At 41.9% G+C, this 24946-nt stretch carries 24 protein-coding genes; 15 read left to right on the top strand and 9 right to left on the bottom strand.

Features of this window, described 5'->3' with window-relative positions:
* The first annotated feature begins 162 nt into the window (after positions 1–162).
* Complete coding sequence (locus IGI50_RS18185) at positions 163–2115, top strand: sucrose-specific PTS transporter subunit IIBC (protein WP_060789048.1); 1953 nt, start codon at positions 163–165, stop codon at positions 2113–2115.
* Positions 2108–3733, top strand: coding sequence for a glycoside hydrolase family 13 protein (locus IGI50_RS18180; RefSeq protein WP_060789047.1), 1626 nt, complete (start codon positions 2108–2110; stop codon positions 3731–3733). Before IGI50_RS18185 ends, IGI50_RS18180 begins: the two co-directional genes overlap by 8 nt.
* A 40-nt stretch (positions 3734–3773) precedes the next feature.
* On the opposite strand, the gene IGI50_RS18175 is transcribed toward IGI50_RS18180, so the two are convergent.
* Complete coding sequence (locus IGI50_RS18175; protein WP_060789046.1) at positions 3774–5945, bottom strand: alpha-galactosidase; 2172 nt, start codon at positions 5943–5945, stop codon at positions 3774–3776.
* Between the two features lie 90 nt (positions 5946–6035).
* Here IGI50_RS18175 and IGI50_RS18170 point away from each other — a divergent pair, with 90 nt between their 5' ends.
* The gene (locus IGI50_RS18170; RefSeq protein ID WP_438778019.1) at positions 6036–6857 is read left to right on the top strand and encodes a helix-turn-helix transcriptional regulator; all 822 of its coding nucleotides are present in this window, start codon (positions 6036–6038) and stop codon (positions 6855–6857) included.
* Between the two features lie 80 nt (positions 6858–6937).
* Here IGI50_RS18170 and IGI50_RS18165 read toward each other — a convergent pair whose 3' ends face one another.
* Complete coding sequence (locus IGI50_RS18165; RefSeq protein WP_060789044.1) at positions 6938–7534, bottom strand: uracil-DNA glycosylase family protein; 597 nt, start codon at positions 7532–7534, stop codon at positions 6938–6940.
* Between the two features lie 162 nt (positions 7535–7696).
* On the opposite strand from IGI50_RS18165, the gene IGI50_RS18160 reads away from it, so the two are divergent.
* Genes IGI50_RS18160 through IGI50_RS18150 form a run of 3 tightly spaced genes read left to right on the top strand, consistent with a single transcriptional unit; the run spans position 7697 to position 10040 of the window.
* Entirely contained in the window at positions 7697–8758 is a 1062-nt protein-coding gene (locus tag IGI50_RS18160) for an ABC transporter permease (RefSeq protein WP_060789043.1), read from the top strand.
* Positions 8759–8769: 11 nt separating this feature from the next.
* Positions 8770–9471, top strand: a complete 702-nt coding sequence (locus tag IGI50_RS18155) for an ABC transporter ATP-binding protein (RefSeq protein WP_010743467.1) — start codon at positions 8770–8772, stop codon at positions 9469–9471.
* A gap of 32 nt (positions 9472–9503) precedes the next feature.
* On the top strand, positions 9504–10040 hold the full coding sequence (locus tag IGI50_RS18150; RefSeq protein ID WP_060789042.1) for a TetR/AcrR family transcriptional regulator: 537 nt from the start codon (positions 9504–9506) through the stop codon (positions 10038–10040).
* Positions 10041–10081: 41 nt separating this feature from the next.
* Here IGI50_RS18150 and IGI50_RS18145 read toward each other — a convergent pair whose 3' ends face one another.
* The 6 genes from IGI50_RS18145 to IGI50_RS18120 form a co-directional block, all read right to left on the bottom strand.
* Positions 10082–10732, bottom strand: coding sequence for a hypothetical protein (locus IGI50_RS18145; RefSeq protein WP_249024451.1), 651 nt, complete (start codon positions 10730–10732; stop codon positions 10082–10084).
* Between the two features lie 247 nt (positions 10733–10979).
* Positions 10980–11681: a 2,3,4,5-tetrahydropyridine-2,6-dicarboxylate N-acetyltransferase gene (dapD, locus tag IGI50_RS18140; protein WP_010743470.1), complete on the bottom strand. Its 702-nt coding sequence runs from the start codon at positions 11679–11681 to the stop codon at positions 10980–10982.
* A gap of 47 nt (positions 11682–11728) precedes the next feature.
* A complete protein-coding gene (dapB, locus tag IGI50_RS18135) occupies positions 11729–12484 on the bottom strand; it encodes a 4-hydroxy-tetrahydrodipicolinate reductase (protein ID WP_060789041.1) in 756 nt (251 codons plus the stop codon).
* Positions 12485–13375 (bottom strand): 4-hydroxy-tetrahydrodipicolinate synthase, encoded by an 891-nt coding sequence (gene dapA, locus IGI50_RS18130; protein WP_438778018.1) that lies wholly within the window; start codon positions 13373–13375, stop codon positions 12485–12487.
* A 136-nt stretch (positions 13376–13511) separates the two neighbouring features.
* Complete coding sequence (locus IGI50_RS18125; protein ID WP_438778017.1) at positions 13512–13844, bottom strand: DUF2568 domain-containing protein; 333 nt, start codon at positions 13842–13844, stop codon at positions 13512–13514.
* Between the two features lie 33 nt (positions 13845–13877).
* Positions 13878–14513: a hypothetical protein gene (locus IGI50_RS18120; protein ID WP_438778016.1), complete on the bottom strand. Its 636-nt coding sequence runs from the start codon at positions 14511–14513 to the stop codon at positions 13878–13880.
* A 371-nt stretch (positions 14514–14884) separates the two neighbouring features.
* Between IGI50_RS18120 and IGI50_RS18115 the strand changes: the two genes are divergently transcribed.
* The 7 genes from IGI50_RS18115 to IGI50_RS18085 all read left to right on the top strand — a co-directional run bounded on the left by IGI50_RS18115 (position 14885) and on the right by IGI50_RS18085 (position 20612).
* Positions 14885–16027, top strand: coding sequence for an aminotransferase class V-fold PLP-dependent enzyme (locus IGI50_RS18115; RefSeq protein WP_438778015.1), 1143 nt, complete (start codon positions 14885–14887; stop codon positions 16025–16027).
* 6 nt (positions 16028–16033) lie between these two features.
* Positions 16034–17098, top strand: a complete 1065-nt coding sequence (gene yedE, locus IGI50_RS18110; RefSeq protein ID WP_070509419.1) for a YedE family putative selenium transporter — start codon at positions 16034–16036, stop codon at positions 17096–17098.
* A gap of 30 nt (positions 17099–17128) precedes the next feature.
* A complete protein-coding gene (locus IGI50_RS18105; protein ID WP_070509418.1) occupies positions 17129–17362 on the top strand; it encodes a DUF3343 domain-containing protein in 234 nt (77 codons plus the stop codon).
* A 167-nt stretch (positions 17363–17529) separates the two neighbouring features.
* On the top strand, positions 17530–18177 hold the full coding sequence (locus IGI50_RS18100) for a response regulator transcription factor (protein WP_438778014.1): 648 nt from the start codon (positions 17530–17532) through the stop codon (positions 18175–18177).
* On the top strand, positions 18158–19528 hold the full coding sequence (locus tag IGI50_RS18095; protein WP_438778013.1) for a sensor histidine kinase: 1371 nt from the start codon (positions 18158–18160) through the stop codon (positions 19526–19528). The genes IGI50_RS18100 and IGI50_RS18095 overlap by 20 nt, the downstream gene beginning before the upstream one ends.
* A 72-nt stretch (positions 19529–19600) precedes the next feature.
* Positions 19601–19762 (top strand): hypothetical protein, encoded by a 162-nt coding sequence (locus IGI50_RS18090; protein ID WP_438778012.1) that lies wholly within the window; start codon positions 19601–19603, stop codon positions 19760–19762.
* A gap of 40 nt (positions 19763–19802) precedes the next feature.
* Positions 19803–20612 (top strand): metallophosphoesterase, encoded by an 810-nt coding sequence (locus tag IGI50_RS18085; protein WP_438778011.1) that lies wholly within the window; start codon positions 19803–19805, stop codon positions 20610–20612.
* Positions 20613–20670: 58 nt separating this feature from the next.
* Here the strand turns inward: IGI50_RS18085 and IGI50_RS18080 are convergent, their stop codons facing one another.
* Entirely contained in the window at positions 20671–21594 is a 924-nt protein-coding gene (locus IGI50_RS18080; RefSeq protein ID WP_438778010.1) for a LysR family transcriptional regulator, read from the bottom strand.
* Between the two features lie 135 nt (positions 21595–21729).
* Between IGI50_RS18080 and metE the strand changes: the two genes are divergently transcribed.
* Both metE and metF read left to right on the top strand, forming a co-directional pair.
* Positions 21730–23973: a 5-methyltetrahydropteroyltriglutamate--homocysteine S-methyltransferase gene (gene metE / locus IGI50_RS18075; RefSeq protein WP_438778009.1), complete on the top strand. Its 2244-nt coding sequence runs from the start codon at positions 21730–21732 to the stop codon at positions 23971–23973.
* Between the two features lie 3 nt (positions 23974–23976).
* Entirely contained in the window at positions 23977–24834 is an 858-nt protein-coding gene (gene metF / locus IGI50_RS18070) for a methylenetetrahydrofolate reductase [NAD(P)H] (protein ID WP_438778008.1), read from the top strand.
* The last annotated feature ends 112 nt before the right edge of the window (positions 24835–24946 follow it).

The following is a 24946-nucleotide window of genomic DNA, read 5'->3' as shown; positions in this document are numbered from 1 at the left end:
ACATAAAATGTCAAACGTATATCATTTTTAAAACACTATATAAATAAATGAGAAAAGAATTACAATCCAAATTTAAAAATATTTTTGATAAACGTTTGACATTTTGAAAAATTACGGTATGATAAGAGTGAAAAAAGCGATTACATGGAAAGGAGTTTGATTATGAATCATCAGAAAGCAGCTAGAGAGGTTAGTAAAGCCGTCGGGGAAGGAAATATCCAAGCAGCCGCTCACTGTGCCACTAGATTACGGCTAGTATTAAAGGATCCAAGTAAAGTAGATCATGCAGCCTTAGATAATAACGACGATGTCAAAGGAACCTTCGAGGCCAATGGTCAATTTCAAATTATTATCGGACCAGGAGACGTAAATAAGGTGTATGCCGAACTCGTCAAATTGACGAATGTTAAGGAAGCGTCTACAGAAGATTTGAAAGCGGTGGCTGCTGAAGGAAAAAAAGTGAATCCCGCAATGGCATTTATTAAAGTATTATCAGATATTTTTGTTCCCATTGTTCCGGCTTTAGTAGCAGGCGGTTTACTGATGGCCATTAACAACGTTTTAACATCACCGAACTTATTCGGGCCACAGTCGGTTGTTGAAATGTTTCCAAACATTAAAGACGTTGCCAGCATTATTAACTTATTATCTTCCGCACCGTTTGCTTTTCTGCCAATTTTAGTAGGTTTCTCAGCAACAAAGCGCTTTGGCGGAAATGGCTATCTCGGGGCAGCGATGGGAATGGCGATGGTTATGCCAGACTTAATTAATGGGTACGGCGTGGCAAACGCGATCGCTGAAGGAAGTATGCCTTATTGGAATATCTTTGGTTTGCAGGTCGCACAGGCTGGCTATCAAGGCTCTGTTTTACCCGTATTGGCGGTTTCTTGGATTTTAGCTACACTAGAGAAATTCTTCCACAAAAAGATTTCAGCAGCATTTGATTATACCTTTACACCAATGTTAGCAATTATTATTACTGGATTTTTAACCTTCATTTTCGTTGGACCTGTCATGCGTACAGTCTCAGATGGTTTGACAGACGGATTAGTTTGGTTGTATCAGACAACAGGGGCCGTTGGTTTAGGAATTTTTGGTTTGTTCTACTCACCAATCGTCATTACCGGATTGCATCAAAGTTTTCCAGCGATCGAAACGACGCTACTAGCGGATGTCGCACGAACAGGTGGCTCATTTATTTTCCCAGTTGCGTCAATGGCGAATATTGCTCAAGGTGCCGCAGCATTGGCTATTTTTGTTTTATCAAAAAATGAAAAGCAAAAAAGCTTGGCCTCATCAGCAAGTATTTCGGCGTTGCTAGGGATCACCGAACCGGCGATTTTTGGGATCAACTTAAAATTAAAATTCCCATTCGTCTGTGCCATGATTGCATCTGGGGTTGCAAGTGTCTCACTAGGGATTTTCCACGTTCTATCGGTAGCGATGGGACCTGCGAGCGTGATCGGATTTATCTCTATTGCACCTAAATCAATCCCGTTCTTCATGATCGGTGTCGTAATCAGCTTCATTTTAGGCTTCCTGCTTACATTTGTTTACGGGAAAAAGAAAATGGAGGTCCCAGCAACTGCAGCCGCAGATGGACAAGAGGCTGTTATGATCAATGAAAATCCAGATCAATCATTAGCGGTGCAAGACGACGTACTATCAGCTGTGGTCACTGGAGAAGTCCTACCATTAAAAGAAGTTAAGGATCCTGTTTTCTCCACAGAAATGATGGGAAAAGGAGTCGCAATCATCCCTGAAAGCGATCAATTATTTGCGCCAGCAGATGGTGTCTTGACCGTCATGTATGATTCGAAGCACGCTTATGGCATTCAAGCCGACAGTGGTGCGGAAATCCTCATTCATATAGGTATTGATACAGTCAACCTTGCTGGACAGTTCTTTTCAACCAACAAGAAAAAAGGGGAGCGAGTGAAAAAAGGGGAATTACTAGGTACATTTGATCGAGAAGCTATTAAAAAGTCTGGTTATGATGATACAGTCATGCTGTTAGTAACGAACTCAACGGCCTATGGCGATGTCAGCACGTTAGATAAGCCAACTGTTACTCAAGGTGAAGACATCCTTGCTGTGAGTAAAGCCTATGAATAGCAAATGGTGGCAGCAGGCGGTTATTTATCAAATATATCCCCGCAGTTTTCAAGACAGCAACAATGATGGAATCGGTGATTTGAATGGGATTGTCCAACGCCTGGATTATTTGGCCTTTTTAGGAGTGGATGCGCTTTGGCTAAGTCCTGTCTATTCTTCACCCAACGACGATAACGGCTATGATATCAGTGACTATGAAGCAATCGGGGCTGAATATGGCACAATGGCAGATATGGATCGATTGATTGAAGAAGCGAAGAAACGGAAAATCAAGATAGTGATGGATTTAGTCGTTAATCACACCTCCAGTGAGCATCATTGGTTCCAAGAAGCGTTAAAAGGTCGTGAGAATCCTTACCATGACTTTTATGTTTGGCGGAAACCCGTTGCAGGGGGACCGCCTAACGAGCTAAAATCAAATTTTGGCGGTTCAGCCTGGACCTATGTTCCTCACCTGGATGAGTATTATCTCCATTTACACTCAAAAAAACAGCCTGATCTTAATTGGGAAAATCCAAAAATGAAGCAGGCAATTTGGAAAATGATGAACTTCTGGTTGGCAAAAGGGATCGGTGGTTTTCGTTTAGATGTGATCGACTTGATCGGAAAGGAACCCGATCGAAAAATTACACAAAATGGACCAAAACTACATGAACTCCTACAAGAAATGAATCAGCACACTTTTGGTAGTTATGATGTTGTGACTGTTGGAGAAACATGGGGGGCCACTCCCGAGGTTGCGGAGCTCTACTCTAGCCCTGAAAGAGACGAACTATCCATGGTTTTTCAGTTTGAACACATCAATTTAGATAAGCAGCCTAGAAAACGTAAATGGGATTTGAAACCGTTAGATCCTCAAGATTTGCATGAAGTCTTTTCAAAATGGCAAATTCAACTGGATCAAAAGGGCTGGAATTCACTTTTTTGGAACAATCATGATTTACCCCGCATCATCTCACGTTGGGGAAATGATTCAGAGGAATATCGTGAACGAAGTGGGAAGATGTTGGCTATTTATCTCCATTTCATGAAGGGAACGCCGTATATTTATCAAGGGGAAGAGATCGGGATGATCAATTATCCGATCAAATCGATTGATGAAGTAGATGATATTGAAAGCATTCGTATGTACGAAGAGCGACTGTCGCAGGGATATTCGATAGAAGAAATTATCACGTCAATAAACGCCAAGGGTAGAGACAACGCACGGCATCCGATGCAGTGGGAGAATCAGTTGAATGCTGGTTTTTCTAAGGATACTCCTTGGCTGCCGGTTCACACCAATTATCCTAAGGTGAATGCAGCGGCCGCATTAGCAGACGAAGATTCTCTTTTTTACACCTATAAACATTTGATTCATTTAAGAAAGCAATTACCGGTGATTGTCGTTGGAAAATACGAAAGACTGGAAACTGGGAATGCTCAGGTGCTTGCCTATAAACGTTTTGATGCGAAGGAGTCAGTCATCGTCGTTGTAAATTTCTCTTCCTCTGTTCAGAATTATCAGTTAGGTGAGTCCGTAATGGAAGGGGACATCCTCATTCATAATTATCCTAAACACAGGATACGACAGCAATTAGAGCCTTATGAGGCCTATGCTGTTCGAAAGACTAACTAACAAGTGCTCTCTGCAGTTTTCGTTGCAGAGAGCACTTTTTTTAGATCTTTTTCCAATGGAAAAGCAACATGGAGAAATCCTCTTTGATGCGCGGAATTGTAATCCCCGCCTGATTTAATTCTGCACCAGATACGAGTTTGCCGGTTGCCGTATTTTTGTAGATTGCCTGTTCCTCCAAGTAGCGAGTCTTTAAGTACTTAACAGGAACTGCTGGTCGAGCAAGTCCGTTAAAATAAATGACTATTGCTTCCTCATCATTTGTAAAGAGCCAAGCCGTTGCAAAAAAATCATCGGCGGATTGTAGACGATAAAACTTACCAAACTGGAACAACGAGCGATGTTTTTTATAAAAAGTGATTTGTTCACGAATTTCTTTCTGTTCATCAGCAGGTAAGTGAGTAAGAGCCATCTCGTAACCAAAGTTCCCACTCATGGCAATCAATCCTCGTGTATGCAGTGAAGTCCTTCGACCAACCTGATGATTCGGTACAGGCGACACGTGGGCACCCATCATGATCGGCGGATACAACAAGCTGTAGCCATATTGGATTTTGCTGCGGCAGAGTGCATCCGTGTTATCGCTAGTCCACGTTTGCGCCATATAATGCATCATCCCTGGGTCAAAACGCCCCCCGCCGCTTGAGCAGTTTTCAAATAAGCAATTAGGATACTTTGTCGTTATGACCTCAAGCACACGATAAAGCCCTAGAACATAGCGATGGTAAATCTCCTTTTGCTGGTAAGCGGGAAAAGCGAAGCTGCCCACTTCTGTAAGATGTCGGTTCATATCCCACTTAATATAGTCGATTTTTCCCGTGGATAGATAGCTGTCTAACATTTCGATCAAATATTCTTGAACGACTGTCTGACTCAAATCTAGGACCAACTGTCGTCGACCCTCTGTTTTTGGATAATCAGGAACCTGCAACGCCCAATTTGGATGCGACTCAAATAAGCGGCTATTTTCAGAGATCATCTCCGGTTCGAACCACAGCCCGAATTTGAGTCCCTTTTGCTGAATCTTTTCCGCCAAACCGGCTATTCCCTGTGGGAGTTTCTCACGATTCTCAAACCAATCGCCTAAAGAAGAGGTATCATCATTACGTTGACCAAACCAGCCATCGTCCAGCACAAAAAGCTCAATTCCCGTATCTTTTGCTACTTCAGCCTGTTGGAGCAAATCCGCTTCATGAAAGTCGAAATAATTCGCTTCCCAAGTATTTAATAAGATTGGCCGCTCCTGATCTTTCCATTGAACAGGAATTAGTTCCTTCTGATAGAGTGTGTGAAAGGTCTGAGACATCCCATTAAGACCGGCGTCAGAGTAACTGATAACGGCCTCTGGTGTTTGAAACGACGCATTTGGTTCCAAACACCATTCGAAGGTTTCAGGCTGGATTCCCAGCTGAACGCGACTGGAGCCGTACTGTTCAACTTCTACCTGTGCAGTGAAATTTCCGCTGTAGATTAGATGAAACGCATAAACCTCTCCCTGAAATTCGTTCGTAGTCGAATCCATCAACGCTAAAAACGGCTGGTGCTGAGGACTGCTGGTTCCTCGAGAGCTTTCGATTTTCTGAATTCCTTCATGCAGTGCTTGCCGACCAATCGTCGCTTCATTTGTGTGGGAGCCGTTTAAGGTAAGCATATCGAAATCCGTACGGGGAAGATCGAGCAGCATTGATCCCGCATTTTCAATAAACACCTTTTCTTTGCCACGATTAAGAAAGCGAACACTGCGAGTGACAACGGGATAATCTTTATAAAGTGTATAGTTGAGAATCATCTCCAACTTCTGGACTTCATCAACCAGCAAAATCGACAATGTCTCCGCCTGTTCACCACGTAAACTAGGAAGTCCTTCTAATGTAGGCTTGCCAGAGGAAATAGTATAGCTTTTATAGCTGAAACTCGTCACGTTCGCCCCGTTTTCTCGACGAATTTGATAATTGCCAATACGATGGTCTCCCGTTCCTTGGGTGCTTGTTTCCAGTGGTAAGGCATTCAAGGAAAATGTACGGTCGGATGGATCTGGATTCGTAGCGAAGCCGCGATCGATCCGCTGCAATTCATTGCTACCGGCATAAAAGGGGAGAGACTTGCCAAAGTATCGATGGGTAATAAATTTTTCTTTTTCTATCCCAATAACATAACTGATTTGAGAATTTGATAAATGAAATATTTGCCGTTGATGATCAAATAGAATAGGCATGAAAACAGCTCCTTTATATTATATACTGTAAGCATAAGAAATTAGATGTTGGGAAACAAGAATAAAAAATTTGAGTAAAGGGGTAAAATATTGCAAGATTATTTTTCTCATAGCTATTATTATTTTGACACCTACAACCTGCCTTACTTAAAGGGAATCGGTGTAGGACATGGGGATGAAAATTATCATTGGGACAATGCCGCGCGCAGGGATGATTTAGTTGTATTGCAGTATACGTCGGCAGGAACAGGGTATTTTGAAGTAGAAGGACAGCGCAGTACTCAACGAAAGGGAAGTTTTTTTCTTGCTGAGATCCCTAGTAATTGCTGCTACTATGGAAAATCGGACTGGAGATTTCTATATTTGGAGTTTTCCAAAGACATTCTCCAATGGTTCTATCCTGTAAATCAAACGCTGCATCAAAGTTCAATAGACTTTCAAGAAACACTAAAGAAGGCACATGACCAGCTCAAAAAGCAAGCAGAGAGTCCTTTTTTTGAAAATACTTCATTAGCCTATGACTTGGTTTTGGCAATAAAAAAGGAACTCGTGATACAACGGGTAGAAAAACATCCTTTGGCTAAGGAAATCAAATCATTTTTAGAGCAGAACTACCAACAGGAAATAGGTCTAATCGATATCGAGGAGCGGTACAGTTTGTCCCGCTACAAAGCAATTCGACTATTTGAAAAGGCGTATCATATATCACCCATCGCTTATCTAAAGAAATATCGAATAAAAAAAGCACTGCCTCATTTACTAGATGGGCAACGAAGAGTTCATGAGATTGCTCGATTGGTGGGGATGTCGAATGGCAATTACTTTGCAAAGGTGTTTAAAGTGGAGATGGGAATGTCGCCTAGTGAGTATCGGAAAAACAAGCAGACCTTTAATGAGAAATCCGGTCAATAGAAAAAAGAAGCGCCTTTTTCATTAGAAGCAAAAAACGACTTGTCCATTTTTGGATTCGTCGTTTTTTGCTTCCTAGATAACTATTCAGAAATGATCGCAAACATCGTCGCAAGGTCTTCTGCAGCCATCTGTAACTTTGATTTTTCAATCAGAATATTTTTTCCAGTCATAATATAAGAGGGCATGATTCGAATCCCTTGATAAAAAAGTTCCGTGTTTCTCAGCTTATAGGTGGAGATGGCAGGGACAACGTTCTTCTTTGTCGTTCTTTTAGTGATCTTGTTATAGCATTTCTTCGCCACATCCCCCATCAGCATAATGACTTGGACATTTGGGAACAGAGCCAGTTCCTGTTCTAAATAGGGAAGGCTGCGCTCAATACTGGCGTTGTCGATCGTTGTTTCCTGCTTTGGCGTCTTTATAGCATTCGTAAGGTAGATGCCATGAGCCAAAATATCCTCAATCGTTGAAACTTCAATACCAGCCTTTTGGAACAAGGGAATAGTGGTCTCCATATAGGTCGCATCCGGTGAACCGTAAAAATCATTCTCTGGAGAAGCAGGGACGACCTCATTGATCATGATGGCCTTTATTGTACTAGGATCAATTTTGATGGCATTCAAGTAAATCTGAGGATCCTCCGGCAGCTGCTTTATAATTTCCTGTTTAATATTCATTTTCTGACCTCCTTTAAATCTAGTGTACCGTATTAATCTTGACAGGGAATGTCTAGTTTCAAAAATAGTAGTCTTTTATCCGGAAGTCCTAAGCAAATTATTTTCCTTCAGAAATTAATCGTGTTAGGGTAATTTTATCAACTGATAAGTGGAGGTATTTTTATGTTTTTAGCGATTAATGAAATCAAACACTCCAAGCTGCGTTATACGCTAGTGATGGGAGTTATGTTCTTGATTGCCTACTTGGTCTTCTTTTTAACAGGATTGGCTTACGGGCTGGCACAAGACAATCGAACCGCAGTAGATAAATGGGATGCGGACAATATCCTTTTAACCGAGGAAGCCAACAACAATCTAAATATGTCCATGATCCCCTTAAAAACCTTTGATGAGGTGAAGGCAGATGAAAAAGCCTACCTAGCTCAAACCGCTGGTGTCATAAAAGGGGACAGTGGAGAAAAAATTGATGTCAGCTTTTTCGGCATTGATAAGGACCAATTCATCGCACCAAAGTTAACTAGTGGAAAAATGTTCGCCTCGGATGATGAAGCCGTAGCCGATAGTTCTTTAAAGGATCAGTACAACTTAAAACTTGGCGAAACGGTGAAGATGGCTGGCAATGAAAAAACTCTGAAGATCGTTGGGTTTACGGACAATGCAAAATTCAATGTAGCACCTGTTCTTTATACGACCATCGGGGCCTATCAAGAAATTCGCTTTGAAACACAAGGAGCGAGTGAAAATACCCGGATTAATGCAATTATCACACGCGGGGATGTCCAATCAATCCCAGATGATTTAGAGAAAACAAATATCAAAGACTTTATTAACGAACTGCCTGGCTATAGTGCACAGGTCTTGACCTTTGGTTTCATGATTGGCTTTTTGATCGTGATCGCGGCGATCGTTATTGGAATATTTATCTATGTATTAACAATGCAAAAATCAGAGATTTTCGGCGTCATGAAGGCCCAAGGAATCTCAAGCCGCTATATTTCTAATTCAGTCATCGCACAGACCTTTTTACTAGCAACAGTCGGTGTCGTGATTGGTTTAGGGGCGACACTTGGCACGGCCTTAGTTTTACCAGATGCGGTTCCATTCCAAGTCAATATGCTCTTCTTTGGCGGCATCAGTCTATTAATGATCCTTGTAGCGTTGATCGGTGCGTTCTTCTCCGTTCGCACGATTGTCAAGATCGATCCGCTGAAGGCCATCGGGTAAGGAGGAAAAAAATGAGTGCAATTGAATTTAAACAAGTAGAAAAAACATTCAAAGATGGGGATTCAACCATCGAAGCATTGAAGGAAACGAATTTTTCAGTCGAAAAAGGGGAATTTGTCGCGATCATTGGCCCGTCCGGATCTGGGAAGAGTACCTTCCTGACCATTGCAGGCGGCCTTCAATCTCCCTCTTCAGGTGAAGTGTTGATTAATGATGAAGATTTTAGTGAAAAGAAAGAGAAGGAGCGGGCAAAATTACGGTTCAAAGAAATTGGGTTTATTTTGCAGGCCTCAAATCTCGTCCCATTTTTGACCGTTAAAAAGCAGTTAAAGCTAGTTGATAAGGTCAGCAAAAATGACAATACACAGGTGGCAGAAAAGTTATTTGAGCAATTAGGAATTGCCAGTTTGGAGAATAAGTATCCAGAAGAACTGTCTGGGGGGGAACGTCAACGTGTCGCGATCGCTCGAGCATTGTATCATGATCCGACGATCATTTTAGCGGATGAACCAACCGCCAGTCTAGATTCTGAAAAAGCCTATGAAGTGGTTAAAATTTTAGCAAAAGAGACGAAGGAAAAGAACAAAGCAACCATCATGGTGACCCATGACACACGTTTAGTGAAATTCTGTGATCGAATTTTAGAAATGAAGGATGGCACACTAAAAGAAAAATCAGTTTCTGAGGACGAAAAAGAGTCGGATAGCGTATAATGAGGGTACCAAAGAAAAAATGAGGCGATTCGATGTACGAAGAGATTTTAGATGTTGCCGAAGAATTATTTATGAAGCAGGGGTATAATGACACATCTACGCGGCAAATCGCAAAGATTCTTGGCATTACCCAGCCAAATATCTATTATCATTTTAAAAACAAAGAAAACATTTATTATCAAGTCATGCTGCGGTTGTCCACCGAGGTAGGAGCAAGTTTGACAGAAATAGCTGAAAAAGCGACGAGCTTTGAAGAGAAAATTATAGGAATGGCTTTATACCTGCAGCAGAGGCATCCCTTCAGTCTGTTTATGATGATGCACGATATTCAGCACACCCTCAGTCCTGAAACGGCGAAAAAGCTCTTTTCCCTTTGGCAAGATTCATATAAGCAGCCATTTGTTGAGGTCTTCCAAAAAGAGAGCAACATCAAAGCATCAGTAGATCCTGATTTTGCGGTTCGTCAGTTATTCATTTTGATTTCTGCTTATTTGGACTCACCAGAAGAGACACGGAAAGACAATTTAGAAAAAGCCATTCAACTGTTTTTCTATGGCGTCTTGGACTAAACAGAAAATTCCCACTATCAATAATGATAGTGGGAATTTTTTTACGCTAATACCGCTGCGATCATATCTGGCAATTCTTTTTTCATGACGCGCTTTGTTGCTAGGGCATCAGTGTAGGTAATTGTTTGATCCGCTGCGATTGTTGCCAATAATTGACGCTCTTTTTTTGGAGGGTTGTAGAAGACTTCAATTGAGCTTTCTGCATCTGACCATTCAGCAGAATAATTCGTTTTAGTCTTCAATGATTGATTCAATGCTTCTGCTTGTTCCGCAGTCACGCCGGCACTTGCTGGTTCTTTGACAACATCCGCCAAAATATCTTGAGCAAGTTCTGCCGCTTTGTCCGTGTCTTGATTTTCAGCAGGTGCTGATGATTTGAAGCTTTCTGACCACAAATTGTAGACGCTGTTCGTTAGTTGATTCAACGTATTGGTATGTGGCTTTTGAATGTGGGCATCCACCAATTCTTTGAAAGAGTGATCATGCTCCGAACTTTGGATATGACGTGTTTTGCCGTCAGGAGTCTTCTCCTCAAGGTGAAGTTGATGAGGATTCACTTTGTCAAAGTAGATTTTTACATCACTATGGATGTGATTTGCCAGTGTTTCTTCCACTTGAGCAAATGTTTTGCTGATTTGTTTGTTACGAGTTTTGATTGATTTTTTAATACTTTTTAAGTTCACTAGTGTCATTCAGTCGCTTTCTTTTAAGAATAGTTCTAATCCGATTGTATTATAGCATACTTCGAAAAAAATGCAGTAAGAATAAGGTAAAAGATGTTATTTGAATCAAAAAAACACTAATTTTTGATTAGAATAACGAAAAAGATGAACTAGATAACGTTTTCAATGGCTTCGCTTATTAATTAAGAACTACGCACGCATGTACAAGTTAATAAAAAAGCCGTAGCTATTCCATTGAATAACTACAGCCTTTGAATTAACGTAAATCCTCTAAAAATTCCGTTTTTCCTGGATCTATTTCGTCTTTCATTTTAATGATCTTAGCAGGGGTACCAGCAACAACGGCTCCTGCAGGAACATCTTTTGTTACAACGGCACCAGCAGCAACGACCGCGTCTTTGCCAACATGGACACCCTCTAAAATCACCGCGTTGGCACCAACTAGCACATTATCTTCAACAACAACAGGGGAGGCACTAGGTGGTTCTAGTACGCCGGCCAAGACTGCGCCAGCACCAATGTGGGCGTGCTTTCCGACAGTTGCACGAGCGCCTAAGATTGCACCCATGTCGATCATAGTACTTTCACCGATAGAAGCACCAATGTTAATAATCGCGCCCATCATGATTACTGCCTTATCACCAATTTCCACACGATCGCGAATGAGTGCGCCTGGTTCAATGCGCGCATTGACACTTGAGATATCCAGCATCGGAATCGCTGAATTTCTGCGATCATTCTCAACATGAACGTCTGTGATTTTTGCTTGCTGCTCGTTTAGTACCTCTTGCACGGCCTGACTTTCACCAATCAAGATCCAGGTCTTTTCTTGTCCGAAAAATTGAACCTTTTCTTTGGTGATACCCGTCAAGTCTCCTTGCACATATGCTTTGACAGGGGTCATTTTTTCGGCGTTTTTAATATATTTTGCAATTTCATAGGGATCGGTTAAAGTCATCAAATTCCTCATTTCTTGTCTCAGTTTCTTTTTTTATTCTGGAAAAATCAGCTCTCGTCGATTAATTTCTCCATATCGTATATGCCAGTGGATTTTTCACTTACATATTTTGCTGCTTTAACAGCTCCGCTGGCGAAGATATTTCGTGATAAGGCTAGGTGATTTAGTTCAATGACCTCATCAGGGCCTGCATAAATCACGGTATGCTCCCCAGGGATAGTTCCACCGCGAACAGCGTGAATGCCTAGTTCGGATAGCGGATTTTCCAAATCATTGCCATGGCGACCATAAATATAGGTTTTCTTTTCTTCCACCGCATCATTGACCGCATCAGCCAGTAACAAAGCAGTACCGCTAGGGGAGTCTTTTTTCTGATTATGATGCTTTTCGACGATTTCAATATTGAATTCTTCCTCTAAAACAGGTGTAATCTCACGAATCGCCTTCGCTAATAGGTTAATGCCTAATGACATATTTGCTGAGAAGAACACGGCTGTCTGCTCTGCGGTTTTTTCAATTTGCTTCTTGATTTCATCAGTCAAGCCCGTAGTCGCGACAACGACTGGGATTTTTTTGTCAGCAGAATAATCCAACACCGCTGGAACCGCTGAATAGTGAGAAAAGTCAATAATCACATCGGCTTCAACTTGGCAATCTGCCATCGATTGATAGGTGGGAAAATCCGCCTCGAAGGCTTCACGATCAACGCCCGCAACGACCTGCATTTCAGGCTGCTGAGCGATCATGGTCTGTAAGACTTGTCCCATCCGTCCATTTGCCCCGCTTAAAATAATATCAATCATTTATTTCGCAACCTCCAAACCATAGGCTGACATTTCTTTTTTCAAGCCCTCGACTGTTTCTGCTTTGGCAGCAGAAAGGGGAAGACGGAAGTTTGGTTCAATTTTTCCTAGCAGACCAACACCGGTTTTCACAGGAATTGGATTGACTTCACAGAAAATAGCATGAATCAATGGCAGTTGTGCTAATTGCAACTCTTTGGCTAATTGGAAGTCGCCATCTAGCAATGCTTGCGTCAATTCATGAGTTTGGCGAGGAGCGATGTTCGCGACAGTCGAGATTGACCCTTTGCCTCCTAAAGCCATGATTGGTAAAACTTGATCGTCATTTCCAGAATAAATCGTGAAATCTTCTTGCATAATACGAGCGATCTCCGCAATCTGAGAAATATTTCCACTAGCTTCTTTAATGGCAACGACATTCGGGATCTCTGCTAATCGTTTAACCATTTCTGGAGCGATATTCATATTTGTTCGTGAAGCGACTGAATATAAAATAATCGGCAATTTCACGCTTTGAGCAATTTTTTGATAGTGTAAAAATAGTCCTTCGTCTGACGCTTTATTATAGTAAGGAGTTACGATCAATAAGGCATCAGCACCAACTTTTTCCGCACCAGTAGATAATTCGATGGCATGCTGTGTATCATTGACACCTGTCCCTGCGATTACTGGGATTCGACCATTCACCTTATTGACCACCGCCTCAATAACAGCGATGTGTTCATCATTGGCTAGGGTAGAGGCCTCACCAGTCGTTCCGCAAGCGATGATCGCATCAGTACCTTCACTGATTTGCCATTCTACTAGTTCCTCTAACTTCTTGTAATCGACGGCACCATCGGCTTTCATGGGGGTAACTAACGCAACACCTGATCCTTCAAATATTCTCAAGAGAAACAACTCCTTTTTCTTTTTTTAAAGCCCCTTAAAAAGGTCCTTAGTAGTAGAATTATATCCCAATTATTAACGAATGCCAACGAAAATCTAATGAAAATTTCAAGTAAAGTCAATCAAAAAAGCAGAGGCTTTAATGCCCCTGCAAGTTTAAGCGATACATCAGCCATAAATCAATTCCTGCGATTGCTACATAGCAACTTGCAATCCCAACGCCAAATAAGGAAAAGAAAGCAAGAACTCCAATAGAGTAGACAGAAATTTCAAGAATGAATTTCTTACGACCAGTTAGGGCTGTGGGAGACTTCGGAGCCCCGTATCTTGCCCAAATAAAAGTAAGTACGCACGCTAAGAAAGCAAAAAATACTCTTTGATAGAGTGTGGAATGTAAGAAAACACCACTAAAAATGCCAATAATCGTTACTAGTTCTAGTAAAAAGCGCGTAAGTAAAACAATTGCTGCCAAGGCAATAACCTCCAAAAAAAGATGTCGTTCTAATTAAAGAATAAACGCGAGTCCTACAAATAAATAGGTCCAACGAATGTCTTTTTTGCAAAGAAGATACAGGCAGCCGGCCGCAAGAGAGAAAAAGACCGTATAGATTCCGCCACTGACGCCTTGCAAAAGAAAATGAATTGATCCCCAAGTTATAGCAAGTAAAAAACCACCGCTGGGAAAACGATCCGATAATCCAAACTGCGCTTCAAAAAATTTCTGTCCGAAAGTAATGACTAAGACAATCAAGCTACACTCAGCCAAATAATAAAATATTCGAAAAAGAAACGCACTCAAGCTCTTTTCCAGTTCCCCGTTAAACTCAACAATCGGTTTGAAGCCGCCAAAGCCAATCCACGTGACAACAATCATAGCAATGACAATTCCGCAAATCGGAATCAGCTGTTTCATTTCTATATATTGGGAACTGCTAAATACATCAAAATTGAACCGACGTTTAGCGTAACGAATGAGAAATAGTGTCACACTTGACCACAAAATCGCTGTTAAAATAGCATTCATGGAAAGTGTCAAATTCTCAAAAATCATTCCCAAAAGCAATTCTAAACTAAATCCCGCAAACGCATAAAGCGCTAGCCATAAGAAATCAATCGGCATAACTTGTTTTTTCTCTTCCAACCAAACGTCCTCCAAACTCTTTTTCTTTTAAGTGTATCAATACTGAAAAGGAAACGCACCATAGAAATCAGCAATTGGTATAAATTCTTGTAGTTTTAGTTTTTCTAACTAGACCAATTTCATCAAAAATGAAATTTCAACTTTACTTTACGGAGAGCTATCCGCTACACTTGTATTGTGATTTATTGAACGATGCTAGTGGGTTTTAAAACGTTGGGAGGTGGGAACTATGCAGAAATATACTACTGCTTTTACTTGAATATGAGGCAGCTCTCACTTAGAAGTTTCTAAGAAGCACTTTATGTTTCCTGCTCAATCAGGTTGTTCCCATCACGCTGGGGAACTGTTTACAACAAGAGGAGAAATGAACGATGATTTATTTAGACAACTCCGCAACAACGTTAAAAAAACCGAATACAGTAATCCAAGCAGTAACCGTTGCACTAAGTCAATTAGGCAATTCAGGGCGAGGCGTCCACACCGATTCCTTAAAGTCCTCTGAAATAATCTTTCAGGCGCGACAATCCTTGTGTCGTTTATTCAACGGAGAGCAAGCAAGACAGATTGTTTTCACCTCAGGTGCTACTGAAAGCTTGAATCTAGCAATTGAAGGACTCCATAACGGCTCAGATCATGTGATTACTACTGCGTTAGAACATAATTCTGTTCTGCGCCCTCTTTACCGAATGAGAAAAGAGAAGGGCCTCGAGCTTTCGGTCGTTTCCGCTGATAAAACAGGGCGGCTAAATTACCTAAACTTTGAAAAAACGGTAAAAAAGAATACAAAATCGATCATTGTTACGCACGCGTCAAACGTAACGGGAAATATCGTGGATTTGAGAAAAATTCAAGCAGTGTGTCAAAAACATGGGCTTTATTTGATTGTTGATGCATCGCAATCCGCAGGTCTGGTGCCGCTTGATGTTCAAGCTTTATCCATTGATATTCTGTGTTTTACCGGTCATAAAAGCCTCTATGGACCGCAAGGAACTGGCGGACTTTATATTCGGCCAGGTCTTTCGCTGCGTCCGTTAAAAGTCGGCGGCAGCGGCATTGATACCTTCAACCCTGAACATCCTGCTATTATGCCTACGGCGTTAGAAGCAGGGACTTTAAATGGACATGGGATCGCGGGTTTAAAGGCTGGTGTGGATTATTTATTAGAGGAGACGGTTGAAAAGCTTAATCGAAAAACACAAGAGCTGACCCAGCTTTTCTATAAGAAAGTATCTGAAATTGATGGTATCATCGTTTATGGTGATTTTACCGAAAAAGAACGCTGTCCAATCGTTTCGATAAATGTTGGACAACGCGATTCAGCGGAAATTAGTGATTTATTATCCTATGAATATGGGATTGCGACTCGTTCTGGTGGTCATTGTGCACCTTTGATGCATGAGGCTTTAGGAACAAAAGAACAGGGAGTTGTTCGTTTTAGTTTTTCCTCCTTTACGACTGAATTTGAGATTTGGGAAGCACTCAAGGCTTTGCAAAAAATTAGTCAAAAGGAGTAATAAGCAATGGCAAATAAAAAAATGTATTTGACGGTAGGGTTAGGTTTTGGTTTGGTTGCTATTCTATTGGCCTATTTCGGAAATCCAGCGAATATGGCCATCTGTGTCGCTTGTTTTATTCGAGACATCGCTGGTGCTACAAAACTTCACGGGGCACCACCAGTACAATATTTGCGTCCTGAAATTATTGGGATTATTTTTGGCGCGATGCTTATGGCGATCCCTAGAAAAGAGTTTCACGCTAGAAGCGGCTCCTCGACAGGGACACGTTTCTTACTGGGCTTTATGATGATGATCGGTGCCTTGGTTTTTCTTGGCTGTCCTTTGCGGATGGTTCTGCGAATGAGTGGCGGTGATCTGAATGCTTATGTTGGGTTGATTGGTTTTGTTGGAGGTGTTTTTACAGGAAGTCTTTTCCTAAAACAGGGGTATACACTAGGCAAACCTCAGGATACAAAGACTAGCAGCGGAGTGATGGTACCGGGCTTCTTCTTAGCATTATTTGTATTATTTTTAGTGGTACCCTCTCTTTTCATGGTAAGTAAAGAAGGACCTGGGAGCCTTCATGCGCCGGTCATGATTTCCTTGGCTGGTGGTTTGATTTTCGGTGGCTTGGCTCAATTGTCAGCGATTTGCTTTTCTGGTAGTATTCGCGATATCTTCTTAATGAAGAATTTTAATCGAATTACTGGTGTATTGACGTTGTTTGTTGTTGTTTTGATTTACAACCTAGTCACTGGGAATTTCCATTTGAGTTTTGCCAATCAGCCGATCGCTCATACCGAGCATCTGTGGAATATTTTAGGTCTCTACGTCGTTGGTTTTGCGGGTGTATTACTCAGCGGCTGTCCTTTGCGGCAGTTGATTTTAACCGGGCAGGGGTCTTCTGATGCGGGAATCACTGTAATTGGCATGCTGGTAGGGGCTGCTTTTGCTCATAACTTCGGTTTGGCCTCATCTGCAGAAGGAACTACGAGTTTTGGACGGATCGCGACGCTTCTGTCCATTGCGTTATTATTCATTATTGCATTTACAAATTTAAGTAAAAAAATAGAGACATCCGCGAAATAGAGCGGCTAGTGAAAGAAGGAGAGAGTGGCGGTGGCAAAGGAATGGTTGATTGTGACTTTCGAAACAGAATATGACGCACTGCAGTTTTCAAGCTTATGTAAACAAGCAAAAATAGAGGGGCGGTTACTGCCGATTCCTCGTAAGTTATCCGCAGGCTGCGGCATATCTTGGCGTTCAGAGGTACGATTTGAGTCGAACATTCAACAACTTATCCAGCAGCACGCAGCAGAACTCTCCGGTGAGCTGGTAAAAATAGAATTATAAATACTCTTGGTGATCCACTCTTCATTGAGCTGGATCACTTTTTTGTCTACACCAATTTTTTAGAGAATTGATAAGATTACCGAGCCGATCATTCAAAAAGATTGAAACAGTAAGTTCTTCGCGCTATTGTTACAACGATCAATGTTTTTAGAGGGGATTTTTAAAAAGTGAAACTACTATTATGTGAAGACGAAGATAAAATGCGGGAGCTGCTGAGGAAATTTTTCGAAAAAGAAGGGTATTCGGTAGTGGAGGCTGTGGATGGCGAAGCTGCTTTGGAGAAATTCTATGATGAGTCTTTCGATTTGGCCATTTTGGATTGGATGGTGCCGAAAATGAACGGGCTAGAAGTAGCAAAAGCCATGAAACGAGAACGTACTATTAAAATCTTGATGCTAACGGCTAAGAACATGCCTGAAGATGAGGTAGAAGCCTTGAAAACAGGGGTGGACGATTACTTAGCGAAGCCTTTCCATGCTCAAGTTCTCCTGGCTCGTGTAGCAAAATTATTAGGCGTAATCCATCAAAACCTTCATCAGCCGCTGGTTATTCTCCCGAATGAAAAGCGCGTACTACTGAATGGGACACAGTTGGATTTAACCAGCAGAGAGTACGATGTGTTATTTTATCTATACCAGAATCAGGGTTTGCCTTTGACGCGTGAACAGATTCTCCTTTCTGTTTGGGGACTGGACAACGAAAATGATGAAAGGACCGTCGACAGCTTTATTCGTATGTTGCGTGAGAAGATCGGGAAAGAATTTATTCAAACTGTTTACGGAACAGGGTATCGTTTTGAGCTTAAGAAAAAATAGTTTGACCCGTGTATTTATTCAGCGAGTAGCCATCATCTTTGCGTTGATCCTGTTGGTTTTGACGCTATTTTATCGCTGGGGTTTTCCTACTTATTATTACTGGAAAATGGAACAGCCGGTCAAGGAGGCGCAAAGACTGATCCAAAACGGAAAAGAAAAGGAGATTTCTGATGAACTTGTGGTGATCGCGCTGGATAATAGCGGTACGCCCTCAGAGGAAGAGTTGACCAACGACATTACCTTTCGACTAAGTAAAGAAGGAATTGCCCTTCATCGTTTTTGGGTGGATAAATCAACGATTCGCGGCGTCCAGCAGGGACAGTCGGTCCAACGCTTGTACAATCAAACCCGACAGCGAAATGATTTTTATACAGTATTCTTCTCGGAAGGAAATCAATTATACCTTGTTGGGACAAGTATCCCTGACTTTCAAGCCGCAGTCCGAACGCTTTTCCCCATTCTAATCGCCGCGACAGTGTTATTTTTACTGCTGTTATTTGCTTTGATTATCCTCTTGGTACGTAATCAAATCATCCAGCCGATCCGTCGCTTGGAGCAGACGACGCGAAATATTTCTAAGCTGAATTTTACGGATTCTGACAATCAGGAGGAAAATGAGCTCGGTCAGTTAAGTCAATCGATCAATCAGATGAAACGCTCGTTGCAGCAGCATGAAATGGAAATGCTGGAACGTAATGATCAACTGAAGGCCTTCTCTTCAAACTTAGCTCATGAGTTAAAAACACCGTTATCCATCATGCAGCTGCTAGTGGACGGCGAACAAATGGGGTTAGAGAATCCTGCATTTCTGGAAGATATCGATCAGCAATTGCTAAACATGAATGCACTGGTGACAAATTTACTGGCCTATAGTCAGCAGATGAAGGAGACGATTCAATTTGAAAGAATCAACATTTCCTCGCTGCTTGAAAAGGAAGTCGCACAAGAAAGGCTCATCGATCAAACCTTTCAAATCGACCTGGAGACAGAGGCCTGTGAACTAGAAACGAACCCTCAGCTTCTAAGTATTGTATTGACTAATTTATTGACGAATAGTATGAAGTACAGCCTGGATAAACAGGTGAAAATAACTGGCAATAAGCAGGATTCCCAGTATCAGATCATGTTTGAGAATAGAGCCAATCCATTGTCCCAGCAGCAATTTTCCCATTTAAAGGAACCTTTTGTGGTAGGAGAAAAGTCTCGCAACAGCCATTTATCAGGGACAGGGCTTGGACTTTCCATCGTCGAACAAACACTTCGTCTCATTGGCGGTGAGTTCAAGCTTCGACAGGAAAACTATTCTTTCCTTGCGACAATCGTATTGCCCATTCAACAGACAGCACAATAATCTGTGCTGTTTTTCTTTTGCACAAGTTTTGCATAATTGTTTCGTATTCTTTATCTGCAAGGAGGAGAGAGTATGGACAAGAAAACAAAACGAAAGATAATTATCGGAATTCTGACAGCCGCGCTGCTTCTAACAGGCGGGATGCTGGCGATGATCGCCATACATGAAAAAATCGCTCCAGCAGGCATGATGGAGAAAACGACGCGATTACAGACACCATCCGTCAGTCAGTAAACAGATAGATAACTATAAGCAAAAGAAAGCAGGAAATTCTATGATCAAAAGACTATTACTCGGAGTGTTACTACTCCTATTATTTATTCCCATCTACGCATTTAAAATCGAACCGAACTTGGTGGTTGTCCATCGATTGCAGCTGGGTTCTTCCTCCAAGCCAGAAGAATTAAAGGTGCTTCAGCTTTCAGATATTCAAGTCTCAGAAAGCTACGCTACCAAACGTTTGGACAAGGTGATTCGCAAGGTAAACAAGGAGAAACCGGATATTATCGTTTTTACCGGAGATCTATTTGATAACTACAGCCAATACAACCATGAACAGGAAATTATTGAGAAGCTGAAGGAGATGAAGGCGACTATCGGTAAATACGCGGTTTGGGGCAACCATGATTACGGTGGCGGAGCCGCAAGGATTTATCAGCAAGTAATGAATGCGGCTAATTTTGACGTATTGAAAAATGCCGGAGAAACGATTTCTTTGGCGAATGGCAAAAGAGTATTCATCGGTGGATTAGACGATTCATTGTTGGGGTCTCCTTCGATCGATGAAACCTTAAGTTATCGTCAAGGGTATGATTATTCTGTGCTGTTGACCCATGAGCCGGATGTGGCGGATGGCTTCGTGGGAACAAACACACAACTCGTTTTAGCTGGTCATAGTCACGGGGGGCAAATTCGTCTGCCTTTTTATCAGGTGACGAATGTATTAGCGAAAAAATACGTTCGTGGTCTCTACGAACTCAGCGATCATACCAAACTTTATGTAAATACCGGATTAGGTACGACAGCCATCCATGCACGGTTGGGGGTGCCGCCGGAAATCTCTGTTTTTCAATTGCACTTTTGATAAAACGAACAAAAAAAGGGGAGCAGCTACTTCAAAGTATAAGTAGACTGCTCCTTTTTTATTGGATAATCTCAAATCCGTAACCGCGGATATGCTCCTTCAACAGCTCTAAATAGGTCTGAGCCAAAGGACTGAGCTCTAGCTGTTCCTGCTTAAGCCAGCCTAGCGTGATGACATCGTCATACTCTAAAGGAATCGCGACGATTTTGTCGTCGTTTAATTCGCTGCTGATGATCCCAGAGCTGATAGTATAACCGTTTAGCCCCACCATCAGATTAAAAATAGTCGCGCGATCACTAACCTTGATATTCTTCTTGCGATCCCAGGTGCTGAGAATCTCTTCAGAGAAATAAAAAGAGTTTGTTTCTCCCTGTTCATAGGACAAATAAGGATAATCCTCGAGATCGGCTAATGTTAACGACTTTTTCGCCACTAAAGGATTGCTGCGGCTAACGAAAACATGCGGTTTTGCTTCAAATAATGGAGTGAAAACCAACCCTTTTTCCTTGAACAGCTTCAGCATGACCTGCTGATTAAAGGCATTTAAGTATAAAACGCCCAGTTCGCTTTTAAAGCTGGTGAGGTCGTCAAAAATGTTTTCCGTCTCGGTTTCTCGCAAAGTAAAATTATACTCGTCAGAATTCACCGTGCGCAACAGCTCAACAAACGCGTGTACCACAAAGGCGTAATGCTGCGCCGACACGGAAAAGTTTTGCTTGCGCAGTGGTTCGTTTTTAAATTTTTCCTCCAGCAGATTGACTTGGTCCAAAATTTGACGACAGTATATTAGAAATTCCCGTCCTTCAGAGGTTGGGATAATTCCCTGCTTGTTTCGGATCACTAGCTGCACATTCATTTCACTTTCCAGTTCCTTCAGCGCGTTTGATAAGCTGGGTTGGGTTAAAAACAGCGCTTTTGCGGCCTCATTGATCGAACCTTTTTCAATAATTTTCTCAAAATAAATCAGTTGCTGCAGACGCATCGCTTCACCTCTTTTTTTAAAGAGTATAACGGAGGTTATAGTTATTGGCTATAACTAGTTATTACTTTTTTCAGTTATTCAAGCAAAAAGAAGCGTGCTATTGTGTACCGTAACACAACTGAAGGAGGAAAAACTATGAGAACAACCATTATCGGGTTTCCTAGAATTGGCGAAAATAGAGCATTGAAATTTGCGACAGAAAAATATTTTAGTGGAGAGCTGTCTAGTGAGGAGCTAGAGGATTTTGCTAAGGATTTAAGACAAAAACATTGGCGGCTAATCAAGGAAAGCGGGATTGACGAAATTCCTAGTAACGACTTTTCTTTTTATGATACGACGTTAGACACGACTTGCTTGTTAAACATTGTCCCACAGGAGGTAGCGAAGCTGAACTTAACGGACACTGAAAGATATTTTGCCTTAGCCCGCGGTTATCAAGGACAAAAAGGGGATATCAAAGCACGACCGATGAAAAAGTGGTTCAACACCAATTATCACTATATCGTGCCTAAATTCGAAAAGGAAACGAATATTTTTGTCAGCGGCGACAAGCTTTTTAAAGAATACTATGAAGCAAGGGCATTAGGCATCGACACACGTCCTGTACTGATCGGACCATTCACCTTACTGCAGCTTAGTGAATTTGAACCAGGAACAGATCGCAAAAAAATCACCGACCAATTAATTACGGCTTATGGAGAAATATTGGACAAGCTGAAAAATCTGGGGGCTGAATGGATTCAGTTAGATGAACCTAGCTTAGTGAAGGATTTAACAACCGAAGAACTAGCAGAGTTCAAAGGGATTTATGAACGTTTATTAGCGGATCAACAGATAAAAGTTCTGCTGCAAACGTATTTTGGCGATATTCGCGATGCCTACGAAACTGTCATCAACTTGCCTTTTGCGGGGATCGGCTTGGATTTTGTTGAAGGACGTAAAACCGCAGAGTTAGTAGCACAAGGGTTTCCTAAGGACAAAATTTTATTTGCCGGAGTGGTAAACGGAAAAAATATCTGGCGAAACCATTATCAGCAAACGATCGAAACGTTGAAGGACTTTGATCAGGAAAAACTGATTCTAACGACTTCTTGCTCGCTTTTACATGTTCCTTTTACCACCGAAAACGAGGTGTTTCCTGATGAAATCAAGCAGCATTTCGCCTTCGCAAAGGAAAAATTAACAGAATTAGTAGATTTGGCAACCATTTTAGCGGGCAATGAAGAAGCTTTAAAAGATAACCAAGCACTATTTGCTAAAACTCGCTTTACTGAAAATCAAGCCGTTCAGAAAAAAATCCGCGAACTTACGGAGCAGGACTATACGCGTAAACCTGCCTTCCAGGAACGAGAGGCGATTCAAAAACAGGCGTTTGATTTTCCAGTATTACCGACAACCACCATTGGGTCCTTTCCACAAACAAGGGAGGTCAAGCTGACACGAGCGAAATACAAACGTCAAGAACTCAGTCAAGAAGCGTATGATCAATTTATTGCCCAGCAAATCAATGAATGGTTGAACTGGCAGGAAAAAATTGGGCTAGATGTACTAGTTCATGGTGAGTTTGAGCGCAACGACATGGTGGAATACTTTGGTCAAAACCTCTCCGGCTATTTGTTTAGTAAAAATGGTTGGGTACAATCTTACGGGACAAGAGGCGTGAAGCCGCCGATTATTTGGGGCGATGTCGCTCGAGAAAAGCCGATCACCGTTAAATGGTCCACCTATGCGCAAGAGCAAACAGATAAAATCGTGAAGGGCATGCTGACAGGACCAGTGACCATCCTGAATTGGTCCTTTCCGCGAGAAGACATCAGCTTAAAGGATTCAACGCTGCAAATCGCTTTAGCGATCCAAGAGGAAGTATTGGATTTAGAAAAGAATGGCATCCGCGTGATTCAAATTGATGAAGCGGCACTGCGGGAAAAACTGCCATTAAGAAAGACGGATTGGTACTCTGAATATTTAGATTGGTCCATTCCAGCCTTTCGTTTGGTCCATAGCAAGGTACAGCCAACGACCCAAGTCCATACGCATATGTGCTATAGCGAATTCACGGATATTATTCCCGCGATTGATCAAATGGATGCCGATGTAATTTCCTTTGAAGCCTCTCGATCAAACTTGGCAATATTGGATGAACTGAAGGCGCAAAATTTCCGCACAGCGGTAGGACCAGGAGTCTATGATATTCATTCTCCACGGGTGCCATCAGTGAATGAAATCAAGGAGACCATCAGTAAAATTTTAGCAAAGGTTCCCTTGGAAAAAGTCTGGATCAATCCTGACTGCGGCTTAAAAACTCGTGGGATTCCTGAAACGAAGGCTAGCTTGACCAACATGACAGAAGCCGTAAAACAAGTCAGAAAGGATTTGTAGCCTATGTCCAGTACACTATCCTTTGAAGTTTTTCCGCCAAATACACAAATTGGCACGGAGAAGCTGTTCAAAACCTTGAAAGAGCTGCAGCAGCTAGAGCCAGATTTTATCAGCGTTACCTGCAGCAACAATCGCCAAACTATAGAAGAGACTACCTTGAAGGTCGCCGATTATATCCATAGAAAGCTGAAGGTTCCAACGATTGCCCACTTGCCAGCAGCCTATCTTAGTGAGTCGCAATTAGCCGAACTAGTGAAACGGCTGGATCAGATTGGGATTAACCAGATTCTCGCCTTGCGTGGAGATATTCTTCCTGATTTGCCGCCTAAAAAAGACTTTGTCTATGCCAGCGATTTGATTCAGTATGTCAAAAGAGAGGCGCCGCATCTCCATATCAGCGGTGCTTGCTACCCAGAATCGCATCCAGAGTCACTAAATCGGATTGAAGATATCAAGCAACTGAAGCATAAGGTAGCGGTAGGCTGCGAACAGCTGATTACCCAGTTGTTTTTCGACAATGATTTGTTTTATCAGTTTCAGGAATCCTGTTACTTAGCGGATATAAAAGTGCCGATTCTTGCAGGAATCATGCCGATCGTCAATCGGAACCAAGCTTTACGACTGATTAAGACGACGAATACGAAGCTACCACGAAAATTCCTGGCCATTCTGGAAAAATACGAGCATGATCCTGTCGCCCTGAGGGAAGCGGGATTGGCCTATGCTATCGATCAAATCGTGGATCTGACTACACAGGATGTTTCGGGCATTCATCTTTATACGATGAACAATGCAGAGGTGGCAAAGCATATCTATCACAACACAAAGAATGTCTTAAATGGACAATGCAAAGCTGGATAATTTTATAAAAGATTTGACAGAGATAACAAAATGATTATAATAAGATTAATTCAATAGACGAACGTGGAAGAGAAGAGTAATTGACGCTGCTAGATACAGAGACCTCGGCTGG

Source organism: Enterococcus sp. DIV0170 (assembly GCF_051710765.1).
Lineage (GTDB): Bacteria > Bacillota > Bacilli > Lactobacillales > Enterococcaceae > Enterococcus_A > Enterococcus_A raffinosus.
The sequence above is the reverse complement of the archived record's forward strand: the minus strand, read 5'-3'. Positions and strand labels throughout refer to the sequence as shown.

Bases quoted from the DNA above. Each gene is read 5' to 3' on its own strand.
- IGI50_RS18165 (WP_060789044.1), bottom strand. From the start codon at position 7,534: ATGAATATTAAACAGGAAATTATAAAGCAGCTGCCGGAGGATCCTCAG.
- IGI50_RS18180 (WP_060789047.1), top strand. From the start codon at position 2,108: ATGAATAGCAAATGGTGGCAGCAGGCGGTTATTTATCAAATATATCCC.
- metE (WP_438778009.1), top strand. From the start codon at position 21,730: ATGAGAACAACCATTATCGGGTTTCCTAGAATTGGCGAAAATAGAGCA.
- dapB (WP_060789041.1), bottom strand. From the start codon at position 12,484: ATGATTGATATTATTTTAAGCGGGGCAAATGGACGGATGGGACAAGTC.
- IGI50_RS18175 (WP_060789046.1), bottom strand. From the start codon at position 5,945: ATGCCTATTCTATTTGATCATCAACGGCAAATATTTCATTTATCAAAT.
- IGI50_RS18090 (WP_438778012.1), top strand. From the start codon at position 19,601: ATGGACAAGAAAACAAAACGAAAGATAATTATCGGAATTCTGACAGCC.
- yedE (WP_070509419.1), top strand. From the start codon at position 16,034: ATGGCAAATAAAAAAATGTATTTGACGGTAGGGTTAGGTTTTGGTTTG.
- IGI50_RS18160 (WP_060789043.1), top strand. From the start codon at position 7,697: ATGTTTTTAGCGATTAATGAAATCAAACACTCCAAGCTGCGTTATACG.
- IGI50_RS18150 (WP_060789042.1), top strand. From the start codon at position 9,504: ATGTACGAAGAGATTTTAGATGTTGCCGAAGAATTATTTATGAAGCAG.
- IGI50_RS18085 (WP_438778011.1), top strand. From the start codon at position 19,803: ATGATCAAAAGACTATTACTCGGAGTGTTACTACTCCTATTATTTATT.
- metF (WP_438778008.1), top strand. From the start codon at position 23,977: ATGTCCAGTACACTATCCTTTGAAGTTTTTCCGCCAAATACACAAATT.
- dapD (WP_010743470.1), bottom strand. From the start codon at position 11,681: ATGACTTTAACCGATCCCTATGAAATTGCAAAATATATTAAAAACGCC.
- IGI50_RS18115 (WP_438778015.1), top strand. From the start codon at position 14,885: ATGATTTATTTAGACAACTCCGCAACAACGTTAAAAAAACCGAATACA.
- IGI50_RS18155 (WP_010743467.1), top strand. From the start codon at position 8,770: ATGAGTGCAATTGAATTTAAACAAGTAGAAAAAACATTCAAAGATGGG.
- IGI50_RS18145 (WP_249024451.1), bottom strand. From the start codon at position 10,732: ATGACACTAGTGAACTTAAAAAGTATTAAAAAATCAATCAAAACTCGT.
- IGI50_RS18185 (WP_060789048.1), top strand. From the start codon at position 163: ATGAATCATCAGAAAGCAGCTAGAGAGGTTAGTAAAGCCGTCGGGGAA.
- IGI50_RS18080 (WP_438778010.1), bottom strand. From the start codon at position 21,594: ATGCGTCTGCAGCAACTGATTTATTTTGAGAAAATTATTGAAAAAGGT.